Raw genomic sequence first — 22,489 nt, forward strand, 5'->3', positions numbered from 1 at the left:
CGTGAACCTCCACACCCTGATCATTCTCGGGATCTTCGCCCCGCTGCTGGGCGCGACCATCGCCGGCCTGTTCGGCCGTCGGATCGGCAACATCCCGTCGCAGACCGTAACGACCGGCCTGCTGTTCTTCTCGTGCGCCGTCGCCTGGACGGTCTTCGGCCAGTGGACCTGGGGCCATCTGGAGCCCTTCACCATCCGCCTGGCGCCCTTCATCAATGTGGGGGACTTCCAGTCGGCCTGGTCGATCCGCATCGACGCCCTGTCGGCGACCATGCTGATCGTGGTCACCAGCGTCTCTTCGCTGGTTCACCTCTATTCCTGGGGCTATATGGCCGAGGACGACAGCCGGCCGCGCTTCTTCGCCTATCTGTCCCTGTTCACCTTCATGATGCTGGCGCTGGTGACGGCCGCCGACTTCATGCAGATCTTCTTCGGCTGGGAAGGCGTGGGTCTGGCCTCCTATCTGCTGATCGGCTTCTGGTACAAGAAGCCGACCGCCAGCGCCGCCGCCATCAAGGCCTTCGTGGTCAACCGGGTCGGCGACTTCGGCTTCGTGCTCGGGATCATGACTGTCTTCTGGATGTACGGCACGATCGAGTTCGCCGAACTGTTCCCGCTGGTCGCCTCCAAGGCGGGGACGACCTGGGAGTTCCTGGGCGTCCAGTGGTCCGCGCTGGATCTGGCCGGCTTCCTGCTGTTCATCGGCGCCATGGGCAAGTCGGCCCAGTTCTTCCTGCACACCTGGTTGCCGGACGCGATGGAAGGCCCGACGCCGGTGTCCGCCCTGATCCACGCGGCCACCATGGTGACCGCCGGCGTCTATATGGTCTGCCTGCTGTCGCCGATCTATGAGCACGCCCCCGGCGCCGCCCAGATCATCGCCATCATCGGCGCGATCACCGCCCTGTTCGCCGCCACGGTCGGCCTGACCCAGAACGACATCAAACGGGTCATCGCCTATTCGACCTGTTCGCAGCTGGGCTATATGTTCTTCGCGGCCGGGGTCGGCGCCTATCAGGCGGCCATGTTCCACCTGTTCACCCACGCCTTCTTCAAGGCCCTGCTGTTCCTGGGCGCCGGCTCGGTGATCCACGGCATGCACCACGAGCAGGACATGCGGAAGATGGGCGGTCTGTGGAAGCTGCTGCCGATCACCTATGCCGTCATGACCATCGGCACCATCGCCATCACCGGCCTGGGCATCCCCGGCGTCGGCGGCTTCGCCGGCTTCTATTCGAAGGACTCGATCATCGAGAGCGCCTACGCCTCGGCCGCCAGCGGCCATAGCGCGGTCGGCCTGTTCGCCTTCTTCGTCGGCATCATCGCCGCCGGTCTGACGGCCTACTATTCGTGGCGCCTGGTCTTCATGACCTTCCACAACAAGCCTGTGTGGAAGGAGGAGGGCGACGCCCATCATGCGGACGACCATGCCTCGCACGCCCAGCTGGAAACCCATTCCGAGCCGGCGGCCGACGCGCATGCCCATGACGCGCATGACGATCACGCTCACGACGACCATGGCCACCATGGCCCGCTGCAGCCGCACGAGAGCCCCTGGGTCATGCTGGTTCCGCTGATCCTGCTGTCGGTCGGCGCCGTGGCTGCGGGCTTCGTCTTCGCGCCGCACTTCATCGGCCACCACGAGCACGAGTTCTGGCGCGGCGCCATCTTCACCGGCGAGCACAACCATGTGCTCCACGAAAGCCACGAGGTTCCGACCTGGGTGAAGTGGTCGCCCCTGATCCTGACCCTGATCGGCACGGCCTTCGCCTACTGGATCTATGTGGCGCGCGAGGGCATGGGCCGTCGCATGGCCGAGCGGGACGGCGCGATCTACCGCTTCCTCTACAACAAGTGGTACTTCGACGAGTTGTACGACTTCGTCTTCGTGCGCGGCTTCCGGGCCCTGGGCGACGCCTTCTGGAAGATCTTCGACGTGAAGATCATCGACGGCTTCGGCCCCAACGGCGCCGCCTGGGCCTCGCTGAAATCGGCCGGCTGGCTGTCCAAGTTCCAGTCCGGATTCCTCTACTACTATGCCTTCGTGATGCTGCTCGGGGTGGCTGGTCTGCTCACCTTCGCCATCCTCGCGTGGGGAGCCTGATCCCGTGCCCTACATCCTGAGCCTCGTTACCTTCCTGCCGCTGGTCGGCGCCCTGGCGATCTATCTCGCCCGGCTGGCCTCCAAGTCCCAGGACGCCGCCGCCCCGGCCGCGCGCTGGATCGCCCTGCTGATGACCCTGGTCGTCCTGGGCGTCTCGGTCGTGCTGGTCGCCGGTTTCGATCCGTCAAATACCGCCTATCAGTTCGTCGAAATGGTCCCCTGGTTCGCCGGGGCCAGCTATCATCTGGGCGTCGACGGGGTGTCGGTGCTGTTCGTCCTGCTGACGGCCTTCCTGATGCCGATCTGCATCCTGGCCAGCTGGAAGTCGATCGAGACGCGCGTCGTCGAATATATGATCGCCTTCCTGATCCTGGAGACCCTGGTCATCGGCGTCTTCACGGCTCTGGATCTGTATCTCTTCTACATCTTCTTCGAAGGCACCCTGGTGCCGATGTTCCTGATCATCGGCATCTGGGGCGGCGCCAACCGGATCTACGCGGCCTACAAATTCTTCCTCTACACCCTGCTGGGGTCGGTGCTGATGCTGCTGGCCATGCTGTGGATGTCGCACACCGCCGGCACCACCAGCATTCCGGAGCTGAAGCAGTACGCCTTCAGCCCCGCCGTTCAGCCCATCCTTTGGCTGGCCTTCTTCGCCTCCTTCGCGGTCAAAATGCCGATGTGGCCGGTCCACACCTGGCTGCCCGACGCCCACGTTCAGGCGCCGACGGCGGGCTCGGTCATCTTGGCCGGCATCCTGCTGAAGCTGGGCGGTTACGGCTTCATCCTGTTCAACGTGCCCATGTTCCCGGTCGCGTCCGAGATGTTCCGCCCCCTGGTCTTCACCCTGTCGGTGATCGCCATCGTCTATACCTCGCTGGTCGCCTGGCGTCAGACGGACATCAAGAAGCTGATCGCCTATTCGTCGGTCGCCCACATGGGCTTCGTCACCCTGGGCATCTTCTCGGGCAATGATCAGGGCATGCAGGGCGCCGTCTTCCAGATGATCAGCCACGGCCTGATCTCGGGCGCGCTCTTCCTGTGCGTCGGCGTCGTCTATGACCGGATGCATACGCGCGAGATCGCCTTCTACGGTGGCCTGACGTCGCGCATGCCCTGGTTCGCCGCCATCTTCCTGATGTTCACCATGGCCAATGTCGGCCTGCCGGGCACCTCGGGCTTCATCGGCGAAGTCCTGACCATGACGGGCGCCTATCAGGCCTCGACCTGGGCGGCCCTGGTGGCGGCGTCGGGCGTCATCTTCTCGGCGGTCTACGCCCTGACCCTGTATCGTTCGGTCATGTTCGGCGAGATCACCAATCCGAAGCTGATGACCATCGCCGACATCGACAAGCGTGAGCTGCTGCTGTTCGTGCCGCTGATCGTCGGCACCCTGTGGCTGGGCGTCCAACCCGGCGCCGTCCTCGATTACACCGGGCCCGCCGTCGAGGCCCTGACCAATGCCTATCGCGTCGCGATCGGCGGGTGAGACCAAGCATGCCTGATCTGTCCTCCGCCCTGCACCTCGCCGCCTCGGAGCTGACCCTCGCGGTCGGCGCCCTGGTCTTGCTGATGGTCGGCGCCTTCATCGGCGACAAGAGCGCCCGGCTGGTGTCCGTCCTTTCGGTCCTGCTGCTGATCGCCGCCGCCGTCGTCGCCGTCATGGGACCGTGGGGCGTCGCCTTCAACGGCGCCTATGTGGCCGACCCCCTGGCCATCTACGGCAAGAGCGTCATCTATCTGTCCGCCGCCGTGGCCGTCGTGCTCGGCGACGGCTGGATGAAGCGCACCCGCATCGCCAAGTTCGAATATCCGGTCCTGATCGTTCTCGCGGCGGTCGGCATGGGGATGATGGCCTCCTCGGGCGATCTGATCTCCATGTATGTCGGCATCGAGCTGCATTCGCTGGCCCTGTACGTCCTGGCCGCCTTCCACCGCGACGACGCCAAGGCGTCGGAAGCGGGCCTGAAGTATTTTGTGCTCGGCGCCCTGTCGTCCGGCCTGCTGCTGTACGGCGCCAGTCTGATCTACGGCTTCGCCGGCTCGATGCGCTTTGAGGACATCGCCGCTTTCGCCCAGGACCATCCGGGCCCGGGCCTGGTGTTTGGCCTGGTCTTCCTGATCTGTGGTCTGGCGTTCAAGGTTTCGGCGGCCCCCTTCCACATGTGGACGCCTGATGTTTACGAAGGCGCCCCGACCCCGGTCGTGGCCCTGTTCGCCACCGCGCCCAAGATGGCCGCCATGGTGCTGATCGCCCGCGTTCTGGAAGGCGGCTTCGCCGAGGCCCACGCCCAGTGGTCGCAGGTCCTGATCGCCATCTCCCTGCTCAGCTTCGTGGTCGGCACCTTCGGCGGCATCGCCCAGAAGGATATCCAGCGTCTGCTGGCCTATTCGTCGATCGCCAACATCGGCTACGCCCTGTTGGGCATCGCCGCGGGCACCAGTGCGGGCCTTCAGGCCATGCTGATGTTCATGACCCTGTATGTCATCGACCAACTGGGCTTCTTCGCCATCCTGCTCAGCCTGTCCAAGTCGGGCCGCCCGATCCGACGCATCGCCGATCTCGCCGGTCTGAAGAAGGATCGTCCGGTCACCGCTGTGGCCCTGACCGTCCTGTCCTTGTCGGTGCTGGGCATGCCGCCGCTGTCGGGCTTCTGGGCCAAATACTATGTCTTCGGGGCCGCTGCGGCCGCCGGTCTGTGGCCGGTCGCCGCCGTGGGTCTTGTCGCCTCGGTCGTCGCCGCCTTCTACTATCTGCGGATCATCAAGCTGATGTGGTTCGATGCGCCCGTGGACGAGATCGCGATGGACAAGGCCTCGCCGGAAACCAACGTCATCGGCTGGGCCTGCGCCGCCTTCGCCTTCCCCCTGGTGATCGTCGGTCTGACCTGGCTGGAGCCGCTGACCAAGGTTGCGAGCGCCGGCTTCGGGAACGGTTAGGGCGTTGACGCCCGCCCCCCTGGTCATCCTCGACGAGATCGACTCGACCAACGCCGAGGCCCGGCGTCTCGCCGAGGCCGGAGAAGCCGGGCCGCGCTGGATCGTGGCTCGGCGCCAGACCGCCGGTCGCGGTCGCCGCGGCCGCAAATGGGAGACCGAACAGGGCAACCTGGCCGCCACCCTGCTGATCACTACGCCCAAGTCGGCGGCCGAGGCGGCGCAGGCCACCTTCGTCGCCGCCCTGGCCGTCGCCGACCTGCTGGACGTTTTCGTTTCGCCGGCCCTGGTCTCGATCAAATGGCCCAACGACGTCCTGCTGGACGGAGTCAAGGTCTCCGGCATCCTGGTCGAGTCCGGCGCCCATGCGAACGGCGACCTGTGGCTGGCCGTCGGCATCGGCGTGAACCTGGCCCATGCGCCGGACGATACAGAGCGGGGCGCGACTGCGATTGCCGAGCGCCTGCGCGCCGACCTGGCTTTCGCACCCCCCATCGAAGCCGCCGCCGAGATCCTGGCCGAGACCTTCGCCGTATGGTGGGGGCGGTGGCAGACCCTCGGCTTCGAACCCGTGCTGGACGCCTGGACCAGCCGGCTGACCGGCCTGAACGGCCCCTGCGTCGCGCGACTGGACAATGAGACCCTGGAAGGCGTGGCCGAGGGTGTCGAGGCGGACGGGGCGCTGCGTCTGCGTCTGACCGACGGCTCCGTGCGGCTGATCTCGGCGGGCGACGTCTTCTTCGGCAAGGCGAACTGATGCTGCTCGCCATCGAACAGGGCAACACCAATACGCTGTTCGCCGTTCACGACGGTTCGGACTGGATCGCCCAATGGCGCGCCGCCACAGAGGCCAGCCGCACCGCCGACGAATACGCCGTCTGGCTGAACCAGCTGATGGTCATGAAAGGGCTTCAGTTCGCCGCTCTGACCGGCTGCATCATCTCCAGCGTGGTGCCCCAGTCGATCTTCAATCTGCGCAACCTGTCGCGCCGCTATCTGAACATCGAACCCCTGGTGATCGGCGAGAACGCCGAGCTGGGCATCGACGTCCGCATCGCCAAGCCCAGCGAAGCCGGCGCCGACCGTCTGGTCAACGCCATCGGGGCCAAGCTGGTCTATCCGGGCGACCTGATCGTGATCGACAGCGGCACGGCCACCACCTTCGACATCGTCGCCGCTGACGGCGCCTTCGAGGGCGGCCTGATCGCGCCGGGCATCAATCTGTCGCTCCAGGCCCTGCACGAGGCCGCCGCCAAACTGCCGCGCATCGCCATACAGAAGCCCGAACACGTCATCGGCAAGGGTACGGTCGAGGCCATGCAGTCCGGCGTCTTCTGGGGCTATATCTCATTGATCGAAGGCCTGGTCGCGCGCATCAAGGCGGAATGGGCGCGGCCCATGACCGTCATTGGAACCGGCGGGGTCGCCAGCCTGTTCGAAGGCGCGACCGACAGCATTGATCACTTCGATCCCGACCTGACTATCCGCGGCCTCCTCGAAATCTGGCGTCGTAACGCCCATTTGACGGACTGAATGAAAAAGCAAACCCAAGACGAACTCGTTTTCCTGCCGCTGGGCGGCTCGGACGAGGTCGGTATGAACCTCAACGCCTATGGCTTCGGGCCAGAGGCTGATCGTGAATGGCTGATCGTCGACGTCGGCGTCACCTTCGGCGACCTCTCGACGCCCGGCGTGGACGTGATCGTGCCGGACCCCACCTATCTGGAAGGGGAGACGATCAAGGGCATCGTCCTGACCCATGCGCACGAAGACCATATCGGCGCCCTGGGCTGGCTGTGGCCGCGGCTGAAGGCGCCGGTCTACGCCACGCCCTTCACCGCCTATCTGATCCGCGACAAGCTGCGCGAGCGCGGCATTCTGGACGAGGTCGAACTGATCGAGGTTCCCCTGGGCGGAACCGTCGACATCGGCCCGTTCGGCGTCACCTTCGTCAACATGACCCATTCGATCGCCGAGCCCAGCGGTCTGGCCATCGACACCCCCCTGGGCACGGTGTTCCATACCGGCGACTGGAAGATCGACGACCAACCGGTCATCGGGACCAAGACGGACGCCCCGACCATCCGCGGCCTGGGCGACGAGGGCGTCCTGGCCATGGTCTGCGACTCGACCAATGTCTTCGTGCCGGGCGTGGCCGGGTCCGAAGGCGACGTGGCCGTGGCCCTGGCCAAGCTGATCTCGACGCTGAAGGGCCGGGTCGCCGTCGGATGCTTCGCCTCCAACGTCGCGCGGATGGACAGCGTCATCCGCGCCGCCGAGGCCTGCGGCCGTCGCGTCGCCCTGGCCGGCCGGTCGATGCACCGGATCACGGCGGCCGCCAAACACGTCGGCATGCTGCAGGACGTGAAGCCCTTCCTGTCGGACGAGGAGGCGCGCGTCTGGCCCGCCGACCAGATCCTGTACCTGTGCACCGGCAGCCAGGGCGAAGCGAGGGCGGCCCTGTCGCGCGTCGCCGACGGCACGCACCCGGTCGTGAAACTGGGCCTGGGCGACCACTGCATCTTCTCGTCGCGCCAGATCCCCGGCAACGAACTGGCCATCGGCAATCTGCAGGACCGTCTCGCGGACCGGGGCGTGCGCCTCTACACCGAGAAGGATCACCCCGGCATCCACGTCTCCGGCCACCCGTGTCGCGATGAACTGAAGCAGATGTACGACTGGGTGCGGCCGCAGATCGCGGTGCCGACCCATGGGGTGCGCCGCTTCCTGCTGGAGCACGCCAACCTGGCCAAGGAGGTCGGGGTCAAGGAGACGGTGACCCCGCGCAACGGCGACATGGTCCGTCTGGCCCCCGGTCCGGCCCAGATCATCGACGAAGTGCCGAACGGCCGGCTCTATGTCGACGGCGGCATGCTGGTGACCGAACAGGGCGAGGCCCTGAAGGAGCGTCGCCACGCCTCGACCAATGGCGTGCTGATCGTCAGCTTCGCCCTGGACAAGCGCGGCCGGATCGTCAGCGACATCGACATCCGCAGCGTCGGCCTGCCGGGCGACACCGCCACGCCCCTGGGCGACGCCCTGGACAATCTGGCCGAGCGGGTCGAGCAGGTGGTCAAGAGCCTGAAGGGCGAGGCCCTGGAGGACGAACTGGTCATCGAACAGGCCGTCGCCCGCGTGCTGAAGAAGGCCAGCCAGCAGATCTGGGATCGCCGTCCCATCGTCGAGACGGTCGTCCTGCGAGTCTGACGGCGCCTCCCTCTGGCGCTTCGGTCATGAGCCGATCTATATCGCGCTCATGGCCGAACGACTCTTCCTGCTGAACCCCGACTGGCACGACGATCAGGGCGGGCCCTGGTTCTGTCCGCCCGGCGCCTATATCGAGGGCGTCCTGGCCTTCTATCCCCAGCTGCGGGAGGCGCTTGAGGTGGTCTATCTGGACCACCCCCGGCCGCGCGCGCCAGTCGTCGCCGAGGTCGGCGAGGCGCATCAGAGCTGCCCGATCCTGATCCTGGACGGCGAACTGGACTGGCCCGAGGCCCAGGTCAGCGAAACCACCGGCCGCCGCTTCCTCCAGGACCACGCCATCGCCCCCTATCTGGCGGCCCGCTACGGCGTGGGCCGCCCGCATCCCTGAGGGCGCGCCTCAGCCGAGCGTGGCCTTGCGATAGGTCTCGTTCAGCTCGAACACCTCGGCCGAGACCTCGACCTTGCGCGTGACGCCGGCCAGGGCGGCCGTCAGGATCTCCAGCACCCGTTCGCTCAGCGCGCTCTTCTGCTCCGGCGTGCGGCCCAGCATCAGGCCGATGCGGCAGGCCAGCATGGCTGTCTCGGGCGCGTCGTCGGCGATGACGACATGATCCAGGGCGATCAGCCGGGTCTTGCAGGCCGACAGGGCGGCGCCGGCGATCTCGACGGCGGCCTGGTGGATATCCAGCGCGACCGGAGTCCAGTCGGCCTCGGCCAGGTGGCGGGTGTATTCCAGGGTGATCTGCGGCATGGCGGGGACTCGTCGTGGGGAGGCTGATCCTCTAGACCGGTTTCAACCGGACGCCAAAGTTCCGACAGGAGGTTTCATGCCCATCGGCCCCGCCACCATGTTCGGCATCTACATCATCGTCTGGTGGACGGTGCTGTTCGCGGTTCTGCCGCTGGGAACCTCGCGCGAGACCCATACTCCGCCGACCGACGGCGCCCAATGGGGCGCGCCGACCACGCCGAACCTGAAGCGCAAATTCCTCACCACCACCTGGGTGTCGGCGATCGTCTGGGCCTTCGTCATGGTGCTGATCTTCACCGGCTGGCTGCCCCTGCCGGACTTCTCGCGCGCCCCGGCTCTCTAAACGCCAACCCGGCCTAGCTTTCGCCCCGGTCCAGCGGCTAAAGCCTTGGTCTGTCTCTACGCCTAGGATTCCCCATCATGCGCCTGTCGCGCTTTTTCCTGCCCACGCTGAAGGAAGCCCCTTCGGACGCCCAGATTGTCTCGCACCAGCTGATGCTGCGCGCCGGCATGATCAAGCAGGAGGCCGCCGGCATCTACGCCTGGCTGCCGCTGGGCCTGAAGGTGCTGCGCAAGATCGAGCAGATCGTGCGCGAGGAGCAGGTGAGAGCGGGGGCTGTCGAGCTGCTGATGCCGACCCTGCAACTGGCGGACCTGTGGCGTGAGAGCGGCCGCTACGACGCCTATGGCCCCGAGATGCTGCGCATCACCGACCGGCACGAGCGCGAACTGTTGTACGGCCCCACCAATGAGGAGATGATCACCGACATCTTCCGGGCCTATGTGAAGTCCTACAAGTCGCTGCCGCTGAACCTGTTTCACATCCAGTGGAAGTTCCGCGACGAGCGCCGCCCCCGCTTCGGCGTGATGCGCGGCCGCGAGTTCCTGATGAAGGACGCCTATTCCTTCGACGTGGACGAGGCCTCGGCCCGCAAGGCCTACAACCGCATGTTCGTGGCCTATCTGAACACCTTCGCCCGCATGGGGCTGAAGGCCGTGCCGATGCGCGCGGACACCGGCCCGATCGGCGGCGACCTGAGCCACGAGTTCATCGTCCTGGCCGAGACCGGCGAGAGCGCGGTCTTCTGCGATAAGAAGCTGGTCGAAATGCCGGCGCCGGGCGCGGACGTGGACTGGGATGATCTTCAGTCAATCGTTGATCAACGAACCGCGCTCTACGCCGCGACCGAGGAAATGCACGACGAAGCCCGGTTCGAGGCCGAGACCGCCGAGGGCGATCGCCTGTCGGCGCGCGGCATCGAGGTCGGCCACATCTTCTATTTCGGCGAGAAATATTCGGCGCCGATGAAGGCCCGCGTCGCCGGTCCCGACGGCCAGGACGCGAATGTCCACATGGGCAGCTACGGCGTCGGCGTGTCGCGCCTGCTGGGCGCCATCATCGAGGCCAGCCACGACGAGGGCGGCATCATCTGGCCCGACGCCGTGGCGCCGTTCGACGTGGTGGTGATCAATCTGCGCGCCAATGACGACGCCGTCTCCGCCGCCTGCGAGGACGCGGTCGCTCAGCTCGAGAAGCGGGGCAAGGAGGTGCTCTACGACGACACCGACGAACGGCCGGGCGGCAAGTTCGCCACCGCCGACCTGATCGGCGTGCCGTGGCAGCTGACCATCGGTCCCAAGGGCTTGGCGGACGGGGTGGTCGAGCTGAAGCGCCGCGCCACCGGTGAAAAGGTCTCCGTGCCCCTGGCCGAAGCCATCGAAAGGCTGACGGCTTGAACCCTCCAGCCCGTTCCTCCGGCCCCTTCTCCGCCTGGGAGATCGGTCTCGCCCTCCGTTACCTGCGCGCCAAGCGAAAGGAGGGCGGGGTCGCCACCATTGCGGTGATCAGCTTCATCGGCATCATGCTGGCCGTCGCCGTGCTCATCAGCGTCATGAGCATCATGTCCGGTTTCCGCGCCGAATTGCTGGGCCGGATGCTGTCGTTCAACGGCCATATGTACGTCCAGGGGCCGGTGCTCACGTCGGAAGATCGCGACGCCGCCCTTAAGCGGATCGCAGCAGTCCCCGGTGTGGCCAGCGTCACCCCTCTGAACGAGAGCCAGAGCCTGGTCCGGGTCGGCAACTTCACGACCGGCGCCATGGTGCGCGGCGTGCGGCCCCAGGACCTGGCCACCACCAAATATGTCTTCGACAGCCTGACGCCCCAGGAGCGGGCGAACTTCGGCAAGGGCGCCTATGGCGGCGACCGCATCCTGATGGGCGCGGCCCTGGCCAATTCCCTGGGCCTGCGGGTCGGCGATCCCGTCACCCTCTATTCGCCCACCGGAGCCGATAGCGCCTTCGGCAATCTGGGCGGGCTGGAAAAGACCTATTTCGTCGGCGGTCTGTTCCGCTCGGGCACGGCCGATTTCGACCGCGCCTTCCTGTTCATGCCGCTGGAACAGCAGCAGCTCTTCTTCGGGAAGGAAGGCGTGTGGGACGCGATCGAGATCAAGGTCGATGACCCCGACCGGGTCGGCGAACTGACCCCCGCCATCCGCGACGCGGCCGGGCCGGGCTCGGTCGTCAGCGACTGGCGCGAGCGTCTGGCCGCCTTCTACGGCGCCCTGAAGGTCGAGCGGGTGGCGATGAGCATTATCCTGGGTCTGGTGGTCGCCATCGCAGCGATGAACATCATCTCCGGCATCGTCATGCTGGTGAAGAACAAGACGCGCGACATCGCCATCCTGCGCACCGTCGGCGCCAGCCAGTCTTCGATCCTGCGGGTCTTCTTCATGTCGGGCGCCCTGATCGGCGTGGCCGGGACCGTAGCGGGTCTGGTGCTGGGCCTGCTGTTCTGCTGGAACATCGGCGCCATCCAGCACGCCCTGGAAGCCATCCTGGGGGTCCAGCTGTTCAACGCCGACGTCTATCAGCTGGACGCCATTCCGGCCCTAGTCGATCCCGTCGACGTGACCTGGGTCGCCCTGCTGTCCTTCAGCATGAGCTGCCTGGCCAGCCTGCCGCCGTCGTGGACGGCCTCGCGCATCGATCCCGTGGAGGCGCTCCGCTATGAGTAGTCCCATCCTGTCGGTGCGCGGCCTGACCCGCACCTATGACACCGCGAGCGGCGGCCTGACCGTGCTGAAGGGCGTGGATCTGGACGTCATGCCCGGCGAGATCGTCGGCCTGATCGGTCCCTCGGGCTCGGGCAAGTCCAGTCTGCTGCACGCCGCCGGCCTGCTCGAAAGGCCGACCGAGGGCACGGTCGCCATCGACGGCGAAATGGTGGGCGATCTGGACGAGCGCGCCCGCACCCGCCTGCGTCTGTCGCGGATTGGCTTCGTCTATCAGTTCCACCATCTGCTGGCCGAGTTCGACGCGCGCGACAACGTCGCCCTGCCGATGCGGATCGCCGGCATGGGCCAGGCCCAGGCGCGCAAACAGGCCGAGGAGACCCTGACCGCCCTGGGTCTGGGCGAACGCCTGACCCACCAGCCGGCCCAGCTGTCGGGCGGCGAGAAACAGCGCGTCGCCATCGCCCGCGCCCTGGCCAACCGGCCCCGCCTGCTGCTGGCCGACGAACCGACGGGCAATCTGGACCCGACCACCAGCCAGTCCGTGTTCGAGTCCCTGCGCGACCTGGCCAAGACCACCGGGGTCGCCGCCCTGATCGCCACCCACAATATGGAGCTGGCCGGCCACATGGACCGCGTCTTCGCCCTGAAGGACGGCCATCTGGAAGAACGGGCGGCCCAGAGCCAGACCTACTGAGCTAGGCGTACTGGTCTAGGTTCAATCGACATTCAGCCTACTGCGGTCAGGCCGCTCTTTCCGCGTCAGAGGGCCTTGATGCGGCGAGCGGGTTCATCACGGCGAGCACGGCGCATTCACAGCGGTCACGACGCCATCAGTACGCGCCGTGTTCGCCGTGATCTCGTCGTGCTCCGTTGTGATGAACCCACCTCAATCGGCGTTCCGCCGCCAGACGGTTTCCCTTCCGCTGACGCGGGAAGGAAGACCGACATTCAATGGAAGACTGACACTCAATGGAATAGAGTCTTCAACGCCCGAGGCGCCTCTCTTGGGTTGGCGGCTGCGCGCCGCCCGGCAGGACGGCGGCAGGCCCAATGTCGATTGGCCCTAGGCCTACTGATGGCCCGCCTGCCTCACCCCACCGCCGCGTCGCCCCAGATGGCCCGCAGTTGCTGGGGACGGCGGCAACCCTGGCGGTAGGCCTCATAATGGGCGCGGTGGCGGCGGGCGTAGTCCTGATGCTCCGGGCCGGCGGGCCAGAACCTCTGGGCGCCGACGACCGGGGTGGTGAAGCTCTTGCCCAGCAGCCGCATGGCCGCATCGCGCGAAGCCACCGCCGCTGCGCGCTGATCCGCCGTGGCGAAGACGGCGGTTCGATAGGAGGGGCCTCGGTCGCAGAATTGTCCGTCCGGATCGGTCGGGTCGATTGTGCGCCAATAGCGGTCGACCAGGGCGCGATAGCTGACCACGCGCGGATCGAAGGTCACCTGGACCGCCTCCATATGGCCGGTCCCGCCGCGCACCACCTGTTCATAGGTGGGATTGGCCATATGGCCCCCGACGAAGCCCGACACCGCCGACCGGACGCCGGGCAGGCCGTCGAACGCCTTTTCCTCAGACCAGAAGCAGCCTCCGGCGAAGACCGCCGTCTGAAATCGAGGCGCGTCGCGGGCCTGGGCGTCGGCCGCCGCACGGGGCAGGGCGAGCAGAACGAGTCCCGCGACGATGGCTCCGACGCCGGTCGGGCGGATCTTTGATTTGAGCATGGTCGTCTCCCTGCTTGCTCTACATACGACGGACGCGCGTGAGTGGTTTCGTACGGAACGCCCCTGTGGATAAGTGTGGGGTTGACGCGAACAAGAGGTGAACATAGAACAAGACGGGAACATTATTCATTGGGGATGAACCGTAATGCCGCGTTTGATGAGAGACCTGTTGTCGTTGGCCTCGTGCGGGGGCTTCGTCTGGATGGTCTGGACCCTGGCCTTCAGCGTCACCGCCTGAAATCGGACACATCGGCCGACAGTCCGACTGTCGGTTTTCAACAGATCAAAGACTTAGGCGGAGGTTTCGGACAGATCGGACAGTTCGGACACTGTTTTTTCCCCGACTGGCCCTAGCCTCTATCCACAGCCGGGGGCCGAGATCGGCCGTCTCTGGGGCGGTTTGCGGTGTCTCCGCGCGCGACGATGTGAGACTCGGTCCAAGATGGCGTATGCGCCCCTGATCGGCGACGCGAGAGGCGGAAGGTGCAGTGAGCGAAACGGTGAACAGTCAGGGCTTCGTCCATCTGCGGGTCCGCTCGGCCTATTCCCTGCTGGAGGGCGCGATCAAGGCCGGCAAGCTGGGCAAGATGGCGGCCGAGGCGGGCATGCCGGCGGTGGCGATCACGGACCGGTCCAACCTGTTCGGCGCCCTGGAGTTCAGCCAGTCCACCAAGGACGCCGGGGTTCAGCCCATCGTCGGCTGCGCCCTTCCGGTCCTGGGGATCGGCGGTCAGCAGGCCGTGCGCTGGGCCAAGACGCCGACGGTGGTTCTGCTGGTCCAGAACGAGACGGGCTGGCGCAATCTGTGCGCCCTGTCCTCGGCGGCCTATCTGGAGGCCGGCGAGATGGCCGAGCCGGGCGTGGCCTGGAGCATGGTGGCGGCCCGCTCTGAAGGCCTGATCCTGCTGTCGGGCGGCCCCGACGGCCCGATTGATCCCCTGTTTGCCCAGGGCAAGTCCGGGGAGGGCGCCGCCGCCTTGGCGGCGATGAAGTCCGTCTTCGGCGACCGCTTCTATGTCGAGCTTCAGCGCCACGGCCTGGAGGACGAACGGCGCGCTGAGCCGGGTCTGGTCCAGTGGGCTTATGACAATGACGCGCCCCTGGTCGCCACCAACGACGTCTATTACGCCAAGGCGGCCCAGGCGAAGTCTCACGACGCCCTGTTGTGCATCGCCGACGGCGCCTTCACCGGCCAGGAGGACCGCCGCCGGATCACCGGGGAACACTGGTTCAAATCGGCTGAGGCCATGCGGGTTCTGTTCGCCGACCTGCCCGAGGCCTGCGACAACACCATCGACATAGCCCGGCGCTGCGCCTTCCTGGTCAAGACCCATGCGCCCATCCTGCCGCGCTTCGACACCGGGGCGGGGCGGTCGGAGGCCGACGAACTGGCCCACCAGGCGCGCGAGGGGTTGAAGCTCCGGCTTCAGCAGGTCCCGCCCGCCGTGCCGGAGGACGACTACTGGACCCGGCTGGAATGGGAGGTCGGCATCATCCAGCAGATGGGCTTCCCCGGCTATTTCCTGATCGTGTCGGACTTCATCAAATGGGCCAAGGAGCACGGCATCCCGGTGGGGCCGGGGCGGGGCTCCGGGGCGGGGTCGCTGGTCGCCTGGTCCCTGACCATCACCGATTTGGACCCCTTGCGGTTCGGCCTGCTGTTCGAACGGTTCCTGAACCCCGAACGGGTCTCCATGCCCGACTTCGACATCGACTTCTGCCAGGAGCGGCGCGAAGAGGTGATCGACTATGTCCAGGCCCATTACGGCAAGGACCGGGTGGCCCAGATCATCACCTTCGGCACGCTTCAGGCCCGCGCCGTGCTGCGAGACGTCGGTCGGGTGCTGCAGATGCCGTTGGGGCAGGTGGACCGGCTCTGCAAGATGGTGCCGAACAATCCGGCCAATCCCGTCACCCTGGCCCAGGCCATCGATCTGGAGCCGCGCCTGAAGGAGGCGAGGGACGCCGAACCGGCGGTTCGCACCCTGCTGGAGACGGCGCTGGAGCTGGAGGGGCTGTACCGCAACGCCTCGACCCACGCCGCCGGCATCGTCATCGGCGACCGCCCCCTGGTCGAGCTGGTGCCCCTGTACCAGGACCCCCGCTCCACCATTCCGGCCAGCCAGTTCAACATGAAGTGGGTCGAGCCGGCCGGCCTGGTCAAGTTCGACTTCCTGGGCCTGAAGACCCTGACGACCCTGGATCGGGCGCACGGCTATCTGTCCCGGCGCGGCGCCGCCCCGGTCTGGAACCAGCTGCCGCTGGACGACGCCAAGACCTATGAGCTGATGGCTTCGGGCCAGACGGTCGGCGTGTTCCAGCTGGAATCCCAGGGCATGCGCGACACCCTGCGCAAGATGCGCTGCGGCTCCATCGAGGAGATCACCGCCCTGATCTCCCTCTATCGGCCGGGGCCGATGGAGATGATCGACACCTATATCGACCGGAAGTTCGGCCGGGCCGAGGTCGACTATCTGCACCCCAGTCTGAAGGAGGTGCTGACCGAGACCTACGGCGTCATCATCTACCAGGAACAGGTGATGAAGATCGCCCAGATCCTGGCGGGCTACAGCCTGGGCGAGGCCGACCTGCTGCGTCGCGCCATGGGCAAGAAGAAGAAGGAGGAGATGGACTTCCAGCGGGCGCGCTTCATCAAGGGCGCTCTGGAAAAATCCGTCCCCGAAAGCCAGTCCGGCTCCATCTTCGACCTGGTGGCCAAGTTCGCCGGCTACGGCTTCAACAAGTCGCACGCCGCCGCCTACGCCCTGATTTCCTTCCAGACGGGCTGGCTCAAGGCCAATCATCCGGTGGAGTTCTTCGCCGCCTCGATGAGCCTGGATCTGTCGAACACCGACAAGCTGGCGGTCTTCTACCAGGACGCCAAACGGTTTGACGTGCCGGTCCTCCCGCCCGACATCAACCGCTCCTCGGCCGACTTCGACGTGGCCTGGGAGGAGGGGCAGGGGTCTGTCCTCTATGCGCTCGGCGCCATCCGCAACGTGGGGCTGGAGGCCATGCGCCACGTCATCGAGGTGCGCGAGACCGGCGGCCGCTTCGCCGACATCTTCGACTTCCTGGAGCGGGTCGATCCGCGCAGCGTCAACAAGCGGGCGCTGGAAGGCCTGGCCAAGGCCGGGGCCTTCGACAGCATCCACCCGAACCGCCGCCAGCTGGTCGAACAGGCCGACGTCCTGATGGCCTATTGCCAGAGCGTGGCGGCCGAACGCGCCTCGTCCCAGGTCAGCCTGTTCGGCGGAGACCAGGCCCATGTCGGCCGGCCCCGTCTGAAGAGCGTGGAGCCCTGGGTCGGGCCGGAGCGGCTGGATCACGAACTCTCCGCCGTCGGCTTCTATCTGTCGGGCCATCCGCTGGACGAGATGAGTTCGGCCCTGAAGCGCAAGCGCGTCACCTTCGTCGCCGAGGCCATTCCCCTGGCGGAGGGCGGCCATGAAGCCTTCCAGATGGCCGGTGTGGTGCGTCGCCGGCAAGAGCGCGCCAGCGCCCGCACCGGCGAGAAGTTCGCCTTCGTCACCTTCTCCGATCCGACGGGCGAGTTCGAATGCCTGTTCCCGCCCGAACAGCTGCGCAAATGCCGCGAGGTGCTGGAGCCCGGCGCCACCGTCATGGTGCGCGTGCGCGCCAAGGCGTCCGAGGGCGAGGTGCGGTTCTTCGGCGACGACGCCAGCCGGATGGACAATCTGCTGGATGACGCCAACATCGGCCTGCGGATCCACGTCTCGGCCCGCAGCGCCGACGCCGAGGCCCTGAAGACTCGTCTGGAGCGGGCCCGGTCCGGCGCCATCGGCAAGGGCGGGGAGATCGCCCTGGTCGCTTCGCTGGACGGTCGTCAGGAGGTCGAGATCAAACTGCCCGGCCGTTATCGTCTGGACGGCGCCCTGCGCGGCGCTCTGAAGTCCGCGCCCGGCGTCCTGATGCTGGAGGACGCCTGATGTCGGCTTGCGGTCTGATCCTCGCCCTGGGTCTGGCGGGGGCCGATCCTTCGGGCGCTCCGCCCCTCCAGCCGATCACCGCCTCAAGGAGCCAGACCATGTCCCACGCCGTCGGAACCTTCGAGGTTCAGATCACGCCGATCGCTCCAGACGCCGATGCGCCCGGCGGCGCGCCCGGCCGGATGCGTTTGGCCAAGACCTTTCACGGGGATCTGCAGGGCGAGGGCGCGGGCGAGATGCTGGGGCTGCTCAAGGACGGCTCGGGCGCCTATGTCGCCATGGAGCGGGTGTCCGGCATTCTGGAGGGGCGACGCGGCGCCTTCGCCCTGGTCCATCGGGGCGTCATGGAGGCGGGCGCTCAGGATCTTCTGATCACCATCGTCCCCGGTTCCGGCGAAGGCGAACTAGCTGGGATTGCGGGCGTCTTTCATCTGAAGATCGAGGGCGGCGTCCACCGCTACGAGCTGGAATACAGCCTGCCCTGAGGCCGCCATATACAGCCAAGCCTATGGCGAAGCTTGTGAATTTTCGGAACCTGACAGCGGCGGGGCGGGTTTTGGCAGTCCATAGGGAGACTGTTCCATGAAAAATCTCGTTCTCGCCGGCGCCGCGTCGCTGGCTCTTCTCGCGGCCTGTAACCAAGGCGGCGACACTGCGGCCCAGAACACCGGCGAAGCCGTGAACGCCACCCAGGACGCGACGTCCGGCATGGTGGGCCAGACTTCGGCGGCCACCCTGGGCGCCAATACGGTGGACGGCTTCGTCACCAATCTGGCGGTCGGCAACATGTATGAGATCGAGGCCGCCAAGATCGCCCAGGCCAAGTCGAACAACGCCGACGTCAAGGCCTTGGCCGCCATGATCGAGAAGGATCACATGGCCGCGGGCGACAAGCTGAAATCGACCGCTGCGACCGCCGCGCCGGACGTGACCGTGCCGACCATGCTGGACCAGCGCCGCCAGGGTCTGATCGACAATCTGAACGCCGCCGCCCCGGACGACTTCAACAAGGTCTATCTGGACCAGCAGGTCGCGGCCCATAATGAAACCCTGACCCTGTTGAACGGCTTCTCCGACAACAGCGACGCCCCGGCCCTGGCCACCCTGGCGCGGGAGATGATCCCGACCATCACCACCCACCGCGACCGGGCTCAGGCCCTGGTCAACGGCATGTAAGACGGTCCTAGGATCGCAGGTGGAAGGGCGGCTTTTGACGGGGCCGCCCTTCGTCCTGTTCACGCGGCGCTTGCTATTGCGGGCCATCCCGACTACATGGCCCCCGCACTTCGCAACGCGGGCGAGGCGCGGTTCGGGGAGACATCCCGCTCCGCTCCATTCCGAGGGTCTTTCAGACCTTTAATCCCCGCGCCACGTTAGATCGGAAAAAGGACTGAACGATCATGGCTCTGCCTGAATTCTCGATGCGCACCCTGCTGGAAGCGGGCGCCCACTTCGGCCACCAGACGCACCGCTGGAACCCGAAGATGGACCGCTACATCTTCGGCTCGCGCTCGAACATCCACATCATCGACCTGTCGCAGACGATGCCGCTGTTCCACCAGGCCCTGGTGGCGGTGCGCGACGTCGCCGCCAAGGGCGGCCGCGTCCTGTTCGTCGGCACCAAGCGCCAGGCCGCCGAGCCGGTCGCCGAAGCCGCCAAGCGCTGCGCCCAATACTATATGAACAACCGCTGGCTGGGCGGCACCCTGACCAACTGGCGCACCGTCTCGGGTTCGATCGCTCGTCTGCGCGAGCTGGAAACCATCCTGGCCAACGGCGGCGAAGGCCGGGTCAAGAAGGAGCTGCTGAACCTGCAGCGCGAGAAGGACAAGCTGGAACTGTCGCTGGGCGGCATTAAGGACATGGGCTCCATTCCGGACATCATGTTCGTGATCGACACCAACAAGGAAGCGATCGCGATCCAGGAAGCCCGCAAGCTGAACATCCCGATCATCGCCATCCTGGACACCAACTCGGACCCGGACGGCATCACCTATCCGGTGCCGGGCAATGACGACGCCGCCCGCGCCATCCAGACCTACTGCGACCTGATCGCCGACGCCGTCCTGGACGGTCTGGCCGCCGGCGCCTCGGCCTCGGGCATCGACCTGGGCGCCTCGGAAGCCCCGGTCGAGCCGATGCTGCGCGAAGCCTCGGCCCCGGCCGAAGCCGAGCCCGCGCCGGCCGGTACGGAAGCGGTTGCCGAAGAGCTGCTGGCCTCGGACGACGCCTCGGCCAATACGGCGGCTCTGGACGCGGTCGAGACCGAACAGGCTGCGGGCTGAGGCCCGACGGCCTTCAAGACGAGGGCCGTGCGTTGAACTGACACACGGCCGGGCTAAGTCAGCCCGGCCGTTACCACATACGAATCCCCCAAGGAGAAGAACATGGCCGAGATCACTGCCGCCCTCGTGAAGGAACTTCGCGAGCGTTCGGGCGTCGGCATGATGGACTGCAAGAAGGCCCTGCAGGAAAATGACGGCAATATCGAAGCCGCCATCGACTGGCTGCGCGCCAAGGGCCTGTCCAAGGCCGCCAAGAAGGCCGACCGCGTCGCCGCCGAAGGTCTGGTCGCCGTGGCGTCCAAGGAAGACGGCAAGGGCGAAGTCGCCGCCGCCATCGAGTTCAATGCGGAAACCGACTTCGTCGCCCGCAACGAACTGTTTCAGAACGCCGCCAAGGCCTTCGCCCAGCTGGGCCTTGAGCACCACACGGTCGAGGCTCTGCACGGCGCCGAGCTGGAAGCCGGCAAGACCGTCCAGGACGAGGTGACCAACCTGATCGCCACCGTCGGCGAAAACATGCAGCTGCGCCGCGCGGCCCGTCTGTCGGTGTCGCAAGGCGTGGTTGCGACCTATGTCCACAACGCCGTTTCGCCGGGCGTCGGCCGTATCGGCGTTCTGGTGGCTCTGGAAGGCGAGGGCGACAAGACCGCCCTGCGCGACCTGGGCCGCAAGATCGCCATGCACGTCGCCGCCACGGCGCCGCTGTCGCTGAACACCGACGATCTGGATCCGGCCGCCATCGAAAAGGAACGCGCCGTCCTGATCGAAAAGGCCAAGGAAGAAGGTCGTCCGGAAAACATGATCGAGAAGATCGTGGAAGGCCAGATCAACAAGTTCCAGAAGGACGTGGTGCTGACCAAGCAGCCGTTCGTCATGGATCCGGACGTGACCATCGAACAGCTGGTCGCCAACTCGGCCAAGGAACTGGGCTCGTCCAACCTGCACCTGGCGGGCTTTGTCCGCCTGGCTCTGGGCGAGGGCGTGGAGAAGGTCGAAGGACCCGATTTCGCGTCGGAAGTCGCCTCCATGATGGGCGGAAACTAAGATCCTTTCCCTCATTCGTGAGGGTTTTGTATCAGAGGGGCGCGTTCGGCTTTGATGGCCGGCGCGCCCTTCGTCTATAAGAAGTCGCCTGATTCAACGGCGCCGCAGACAACGGACCACACCGCATGCCCGACGCCCCGTCGAACTTCCGCTACAAGCGCGTCCTGCTCAAGGTGTCCGGCGAGGTGCTGATGGGCGACCAGGCGTTCGGCGTGGACATGAAGACGGTGGACACGGTCGCCAAGGCCGTGGCCCAGGTGGCGGCCGAGGGCGTGGAAATCTGTCTGGTGATCGGCGGGGGCAACATCTTCCGCGGCCTGTCCAAGGCGGCCGCCGGCATGGAGCGGGCCCAGGCCGACTATATGGGCATGCTGGCCACCATCATGAACGCCCTGGCCATGCAGTCGGCTCTGGAGAAGATCGGCGTCTCGACCCGGGTGCAGAGCGCCATTCCGATGGCCGCCATCGCCGAACCCTACATTCGCCGCCGCGCCCTGCGTCATCTGGAAAAGGGCCGGGTGGTGATCTTCGCCGCCGGGGTGGGCGCGCCCTTCTTCACCACCGATTCCGGCGCGGCCCTGCGCGCCGCCGAAATGGGCTGCGACGCCCTCTTGAAGGGCACCAGCGTGGACGGCGTCTATACGGCCGACCCCAAGAAGGACCCGACCGCGACCCGCTATGACACCCTGACCTATCAGGACGTTCTGGCCAAGGACCTGCGGGTGATGGACGCTTCCGCCATCGCCATGATGCGCGATACGGGCATTCCGATCGTCGTCTTCTCCATTCGCGAAGACGATTCCCTGCGCCGGACCCTGACGGGCGAGGGCACCTGCACGATCATCCAGGACCGCGGCTGATCGTTCGGACGACGAATAGAGACGAGAGAGACCAAGACCATGGCCAAGCCTGACGTGAAGACCTACCGCGACCGCATGGACAAGGCGGTCGCCGCCCTGAAGGAAGAATTCAGCGGCCTGCGGACCGGACGCGCCAACGCCGGCCTCCTGGAACCCGTGCGGGTCGAGGCCTACGGCTCGACCTCGCCGCTGACGGCCGTCGCGGCCATCAGCGTGCCCGAGCCGCGCATGATCACGGTCAACGTCTGGGACAAGGGGATGGTGGTCTCGGTCGAAAAGGCGATCCGCAACGCCAATCTGGGCCTGAACCCCATCGTCGACGGCCAGACCCTGCGTATTCCGATCCCGCCCCTGACGGAGGAACGCCGCAAGGATCTGGTCAAGCTGGCGGGCAAGTACGCCGAACAGCAGAAGATCGCCGTTCGCAACGTCCGCCGCGACGCCAATGACGACTTCAAAAAGGCCGAAAAGGCCGGCGAGATCAGCCAGGACGAACAGAAGAAGCTGGAGACCGAAGTTCAGAAGGAGACGGATGCGGCCATCAAGCGTATCGACGAAGCCTTGAAGACCAAGGAACAAGAGATCATGCAGGTCTGACGGACAGACCGG

The 22,489-nt window shown here is 66.3% G+C and carries 20 protein-coding genes; 18 read left to right on the forward strand and 2 right to left on the reverse strand.

Annotated elements, in window-relative coordinates:
- Nucleotide 1: 1 nt before the first annotated feature.
- Genes nuoL through ACW178_RS09140 form a run of 7 tightly spaced genes read left to right on the forward strand, consistent with a single transcriptional unit; the run spans nucleotide 2 to nucleotide 8,636 of the window.
- Nucleotides 2–2,104, forward strand: a complete 2,103-nt coding sequence (nuoL, locus tag ACW178_RS09110) for an NADH-quinone oxidoreductase subunit L (protein ID WP_492024482.1) — start codon at nucleotides 2–4, stop codon at nucleotides 2,102–2,104.
- Between the two features lie 4 nt (nucleotides 2,105–2,108).
- Nucleotides 2,109–3,593 carry an NADH-quinone oxidoreductase subunit M gene (locus ACW178_RS09115; RefSeq protein WP_054765542.1) on the forward strand — a complete coding sequence of 495 codons (1,485 nt, stop codon included), beginning with the start codon at nucleotides 2,109–2,111 and terminating at the stop codon, nucleotides 3,591–3,593.
- An 8-nt stretch (nucleotides 3,594–3,601) separates the two neighbouring features.
- Nucleotides 3,602–5,044 (forward strand): NADH-quinone oxidoreductase subunit NuoN, encoded by a 1,443-nt coding sequence (gene nuoN, locus ACW178_RS09120; protein ID WP_492024483.1) that lies wholly within the window; start codon nucleotides 3,602–3,604, stop codon nucleotides 5,042–5,044.
- A gap of 4 nt (nucleotides 5,045–5,048) precedes the next feature.
- The gene (locus ACW178_RS09125) at nucleotides 5,049–5,798 is read left to right on the forward strand and encodes a biotin--[acetyl-CoA-carboxylase] ligase (protein WP_152950073.1); all 750 of its coding nucleotides are present in this window, start codon (nucleotides 5,049–5,051) and stop codon (nucleotides 5,796–5,798) included.
- Nucleotides 5,795–6,574 carry a type III pantothenate kinase gene (locus tag ACW178_RS09130; protein ID WP_348684700.1) on the forward strand — a complete coding sequence of 260 codons (780 nt, stop codon included), beginning with the start codon at nucleotides 5,795–5,797 and terminating at the stop codon, nucleotides 6,572–6,574. The genes ACW178_RS09125 and ACW178_RS09130 overlap by 4 nt, the downstream gene beginning before the upstream one ends.
- A complete protein-coding gene (locus tag ACW178_RS09135; protein ID WP_492024484.1) occupies nucleotides 6,575–8,248 on the forward strand; it encodes a ribonuclease J in 1,674 nt (557 codons plus the stop codon).
- Between the two features lie 49 nt (nucleotides 8,249–8,297).
- Nucleotides 8,298–8,636, forward strand: a complete 339-nt coding sequence (locus ACW178_RS09140) for a DUF3088 family protein (protein ID WP_183215755.1) — start codon at nucleotides 8,298–8,300, stop codon at nucleotides 8,634–8,636.
- Between the two features lie 9 nt (nucleotides 8,637–8,645).
- On the opposite strand, the gene ACW178_RS09145 is transcribed toward ACW178_RS09140, so the two are convergent.
- The gene (locus ACW178_RS09145) at nucleotides 8,646–8,999 is read right to left on the reverse strand and encodes a 5-carboxymethyl-2-hydroxymuconate Delta-isomerase (protein WP_492024485.1); all 354 of its coding nucleotides are present in this window, start codon (nucleotides 8,997–8,999) and stop codon (nucleotides 8,646–8,648) included.
- A 76-nt stretch (nucleotides 9,000–9,075) separates the two neighbouring features.
- Here ACW178_RS09145 and ACW178_RS09150 point away from each other — a divergent pair, with 76 nt between their 5' ends.
- The 4 genes from ACW178_RS09150 to ACW178_RS09165 all read left to right on the forward strand — a co-directional run bounded on the left by ACW178_RS09150 (nucleotide 9,076) and on the right by ACW178_RS09165 (nucleotide 12,713).
- Complete coding sequence (locus ACW178_RS09150) at nucleotides 9,076–9,342, forward strand: DUF1467 family protein (protein ID WP_191558396.1); 267 nt, start codon at nucleotides 9,076–9,078, stop codon at nucleotides 9,340–9,342.
- A gap of 77 nt (nucleotides 9,343–9,419) precedes the next feature.
- Nucleotides 9,420–10,736, forward strand: coding sequence for a proline--tRNA ligase (gene proS, locus ACW178_RS09155; RefSeq protein WP_182713789.1), 1,317 nt, complete (start codon nucleotides 9,420–9,422; stop codon nucleotides 10,734–10,736).
- Nucleotides 10,733–12,019, forward strand: coding sequence for a lipoprotein-releasing ABC transporter permease subunit (locus ACW178_RS09160; RefSeq protein WP_182713788.1), 1,287 nt, complete (start codon nucleotides 10,733–10,735; stop codon nucleotides 12,017–12,019). Before proS ends, ACW178_RS09160 begins: the two co-directional genes overlap by 4 nt.
- Nucleotides 12,012–12,713, forward strand: coding sequence for an ABC transporter ATP-binding protein (locus ACW178_RS09165; RefSeq protein WP_287103329.1), 702 nt, complete (start codon nucleotides 12,012–12,014; stop codon nucleotides 12,711–12,713). The genes ACW178_RS09160 and ACW178_RS09165 overlap by 8 nt, the downstream gene beginning before the upstream one ends.
- A 395-nt stretch (nucleotides 12,714–13,108) precedes the next feature.
- Here ACW178_RS09165 and msrA read toward each other — a convergent pair whose 3' ends face one another.
- Nucleotides 13,109–13,741, reverse strand: coding sequence for a peptide-methionine (S)-S-oxide reductase MsrA (msrA, locus tag ACW178_RS09170; RefSeq protein ID WP_492024486.1), 633 nt, complete (start codon nucleotides 13,739–13,741; stop codon nucleotides 13,109–13,111).
- 488 nt (nucleotides 13,742–14,229) lie between these two features.
- On the opposite strand from msrA, the gene dnaE reads away from it, so the two are divergent.
- From dnaE to frr, 7 genes are all read left to right on the forward strand, one after another.
- A complete protein-coding gene (gene dnaE, locus ACW178_RS09175; RefSeq protein WP_464158388.1) occupies nucleotides 14,230–17,691 on the forward strand; it encodes a DNA polymerase III subunit alpha in 3,462 nt (1,153 codons plus the stop codon).
- Entirely contained in the window at nucleotides 17,691–18,176 is a 486-nt protein-coding gene (locus ACW178_RS09180; protein WP_287104487.1) for a DUF3224 domain-containing protein, read from the forward strand. Before dnaE ends, ACW178_RS09180 begins: the two co-directional genes overlap by 1 nt.
- 97 nt (nucleotides 18,177–18,273) lie before the next feature.
- Nucleotides 18,274–18,867, forward strand: coding sequence for a DUF4142 domain-containing protein (locus tag ACW178_RS09185; RefSeq protein WP_054765552.1), 594 nt, complete (start codon nucleotides 18,274–18,276; stop codon nucleotides 18,865–18,867).
- 224 nt (nucleotides 18,868–19,091) lie between these two features.
- Entirely contained in the window at nucleotides 19,092–19,976 is an 885-nt protein-coding gene (rpsB, locus tag ACW178_RS09190; RefSeq protein ID WP_182714651.1) for a 30S ribosomal protein S2, read from the forward strand.
- A 102-nt stretch (nucleotides 19,977–20,078) separates the two neighbouring features.
- On the forward strand, nucleotides 20,079–21,020 hold the full coding sequence (gene tsf / locus ACW178_RS09195) for a translation elongation factor Ts (RefSeq protein WP_287104485.1): 942 nt from the start codon (nucleotides 20,079–20,081) through the stop codon (nucleotides 21,018–21,020).
- Nucleotides 21,021–21,145: 125 nt separating this feature from the next.
- The gene (pyrH, locus tag ACW178_RS09200; RefSeq protein WP_054765555.1) at nucleotides 21,146–21,880 is read left to right on the forward strand and encodes a UMP kinase; all 735 of its coding nucleotides are present in this window, start codon (nucleotides 21,146–21,148) and stop codon (nucleotides 21,878–21,880) included.
- A 39-nt stretch (nucleotides 21,881–21,919) separates the two neighbouring features.
- Nucleotides 21,920–22,477 (forward strand): ribosome recycling factor, encoded by a 558-nt coding sequence (gene frr / locus ACW178_RS09205; protein ID WP_054765556.1) that lies wholly within the window; start codon nucleotides 21,920–21,922, stop codon nucleotides 22,475–22,477.
- Nucleotides 22,478–22,489: the final 12 nt, after the last annotated feature.

It is taken from the genome of Brevundimonas sp. AVps4 (assembly GCF_058681525.1).

What these genes read in the sequence shown, in the direction of transcription:
- ACW178_RS09180 (WP_287104487.1), top strand. Translation starts at nt 17,691, where the DNA reads ATGTCGGCTTGCGGTCTGATCCTCGCCCTGGGTCTGGCGGGGGCCGAT.
- nuoN (WP_492024483.1), top strand. Translation starts at nt 3,602, where the DNA reads ATGCCTGATCTGTCCTCCGCCCTGCACCTCGCCGCCTCGGAGCTGACC.
- ACW178_RS09150 (WP_191558396.1), top strand. Translation starts at nt 9,076, where the DNA reads ATGCCCATCGGCCCCGCCACCATGTTCGGCATCTACATCATCGTCTGG.
- proS (WP_182713789.1), top strand. Translation starts at nt 9,420, where the DNA reads ATGCGCCTGTCGCGCTTTTTCCTGCCCACGCTGAAGGAAGCCCCTTCG.
- ACW178_RS09185 (WP_054765552.1), top strand. Translation starts at nt 18,274, where the DNA reads ATGAAAAATCTCGTTCTCGCCGGCGCCGCGTCGCTGGCTCTTCTCGCG.
- ACW178_RS09140 (WP_183215755.1), top strand. Translation starts at nt 8,298, where the DNA reads ATGGCCGAACGACTCTTCCTGCTGAACCCCGACTGGCACGACGATCAG.
- frr (WP_054765556.1), top strand. Translation starts at nt 21,920, where the DNA reads ATGGCCAAGCCTGACGTGAAGACCTACCGCGACCGCATGGACAAGGCG.
- pyrH (WP_054765555.1), top strand. Translation starts at nt 21,146, where the DNA reads ATGCCCGACGCCCCGTCGAACTTCCGCTACAAGCGCGTCCTGCTCAAG.
- ACW178_RS09165 (WP_287103329.1), top strand. Translation starts at nt 12,012, where the DNA reads ATGAGTAGTCCCATCCTGTCGGTGCGCGGCCTGACCCGCACCTATGAC.
- rpsB (WP_182714651.1), top strand. Translation starts at nt 19,092, where the DNA reads ATGGCTCTGCCTGAATTCTCGATGCGCACCCTGCTGGAAGCGGGCGCC.
- ACW178_RS09145 (WP_492024485.1), bottom strand. Translation starts at nt 8,999, where the DNA reads ATGCCGCAGATCACCCTGGAATACACCCGCCACCTGGCCGAGGCCGAC.
- ACW178_RS09135 (WP_492024484.1), top strand. Translation starts at nt 6,575, where the DNA reads ATGAAAAAGCAAACCCAAGACGAACTCGTTTTCCTGCCGCTGGGCGGC.
- tsf (WP_287104485.1), top strand. Translation starts at nt 20,079, where the DNA reads ATGGCCGAGATCACTGCCGCCCTCGTGAAGGAACTTCGCGAGCGTTCG.
- msrA (WP_492024486.1), bottom strand. Translation starts at nt 13,741, where the DNA reads ATGCTCAAATCAAAGATCCGCCCGACCGGCGTCGGAGCCATCGTCGCG.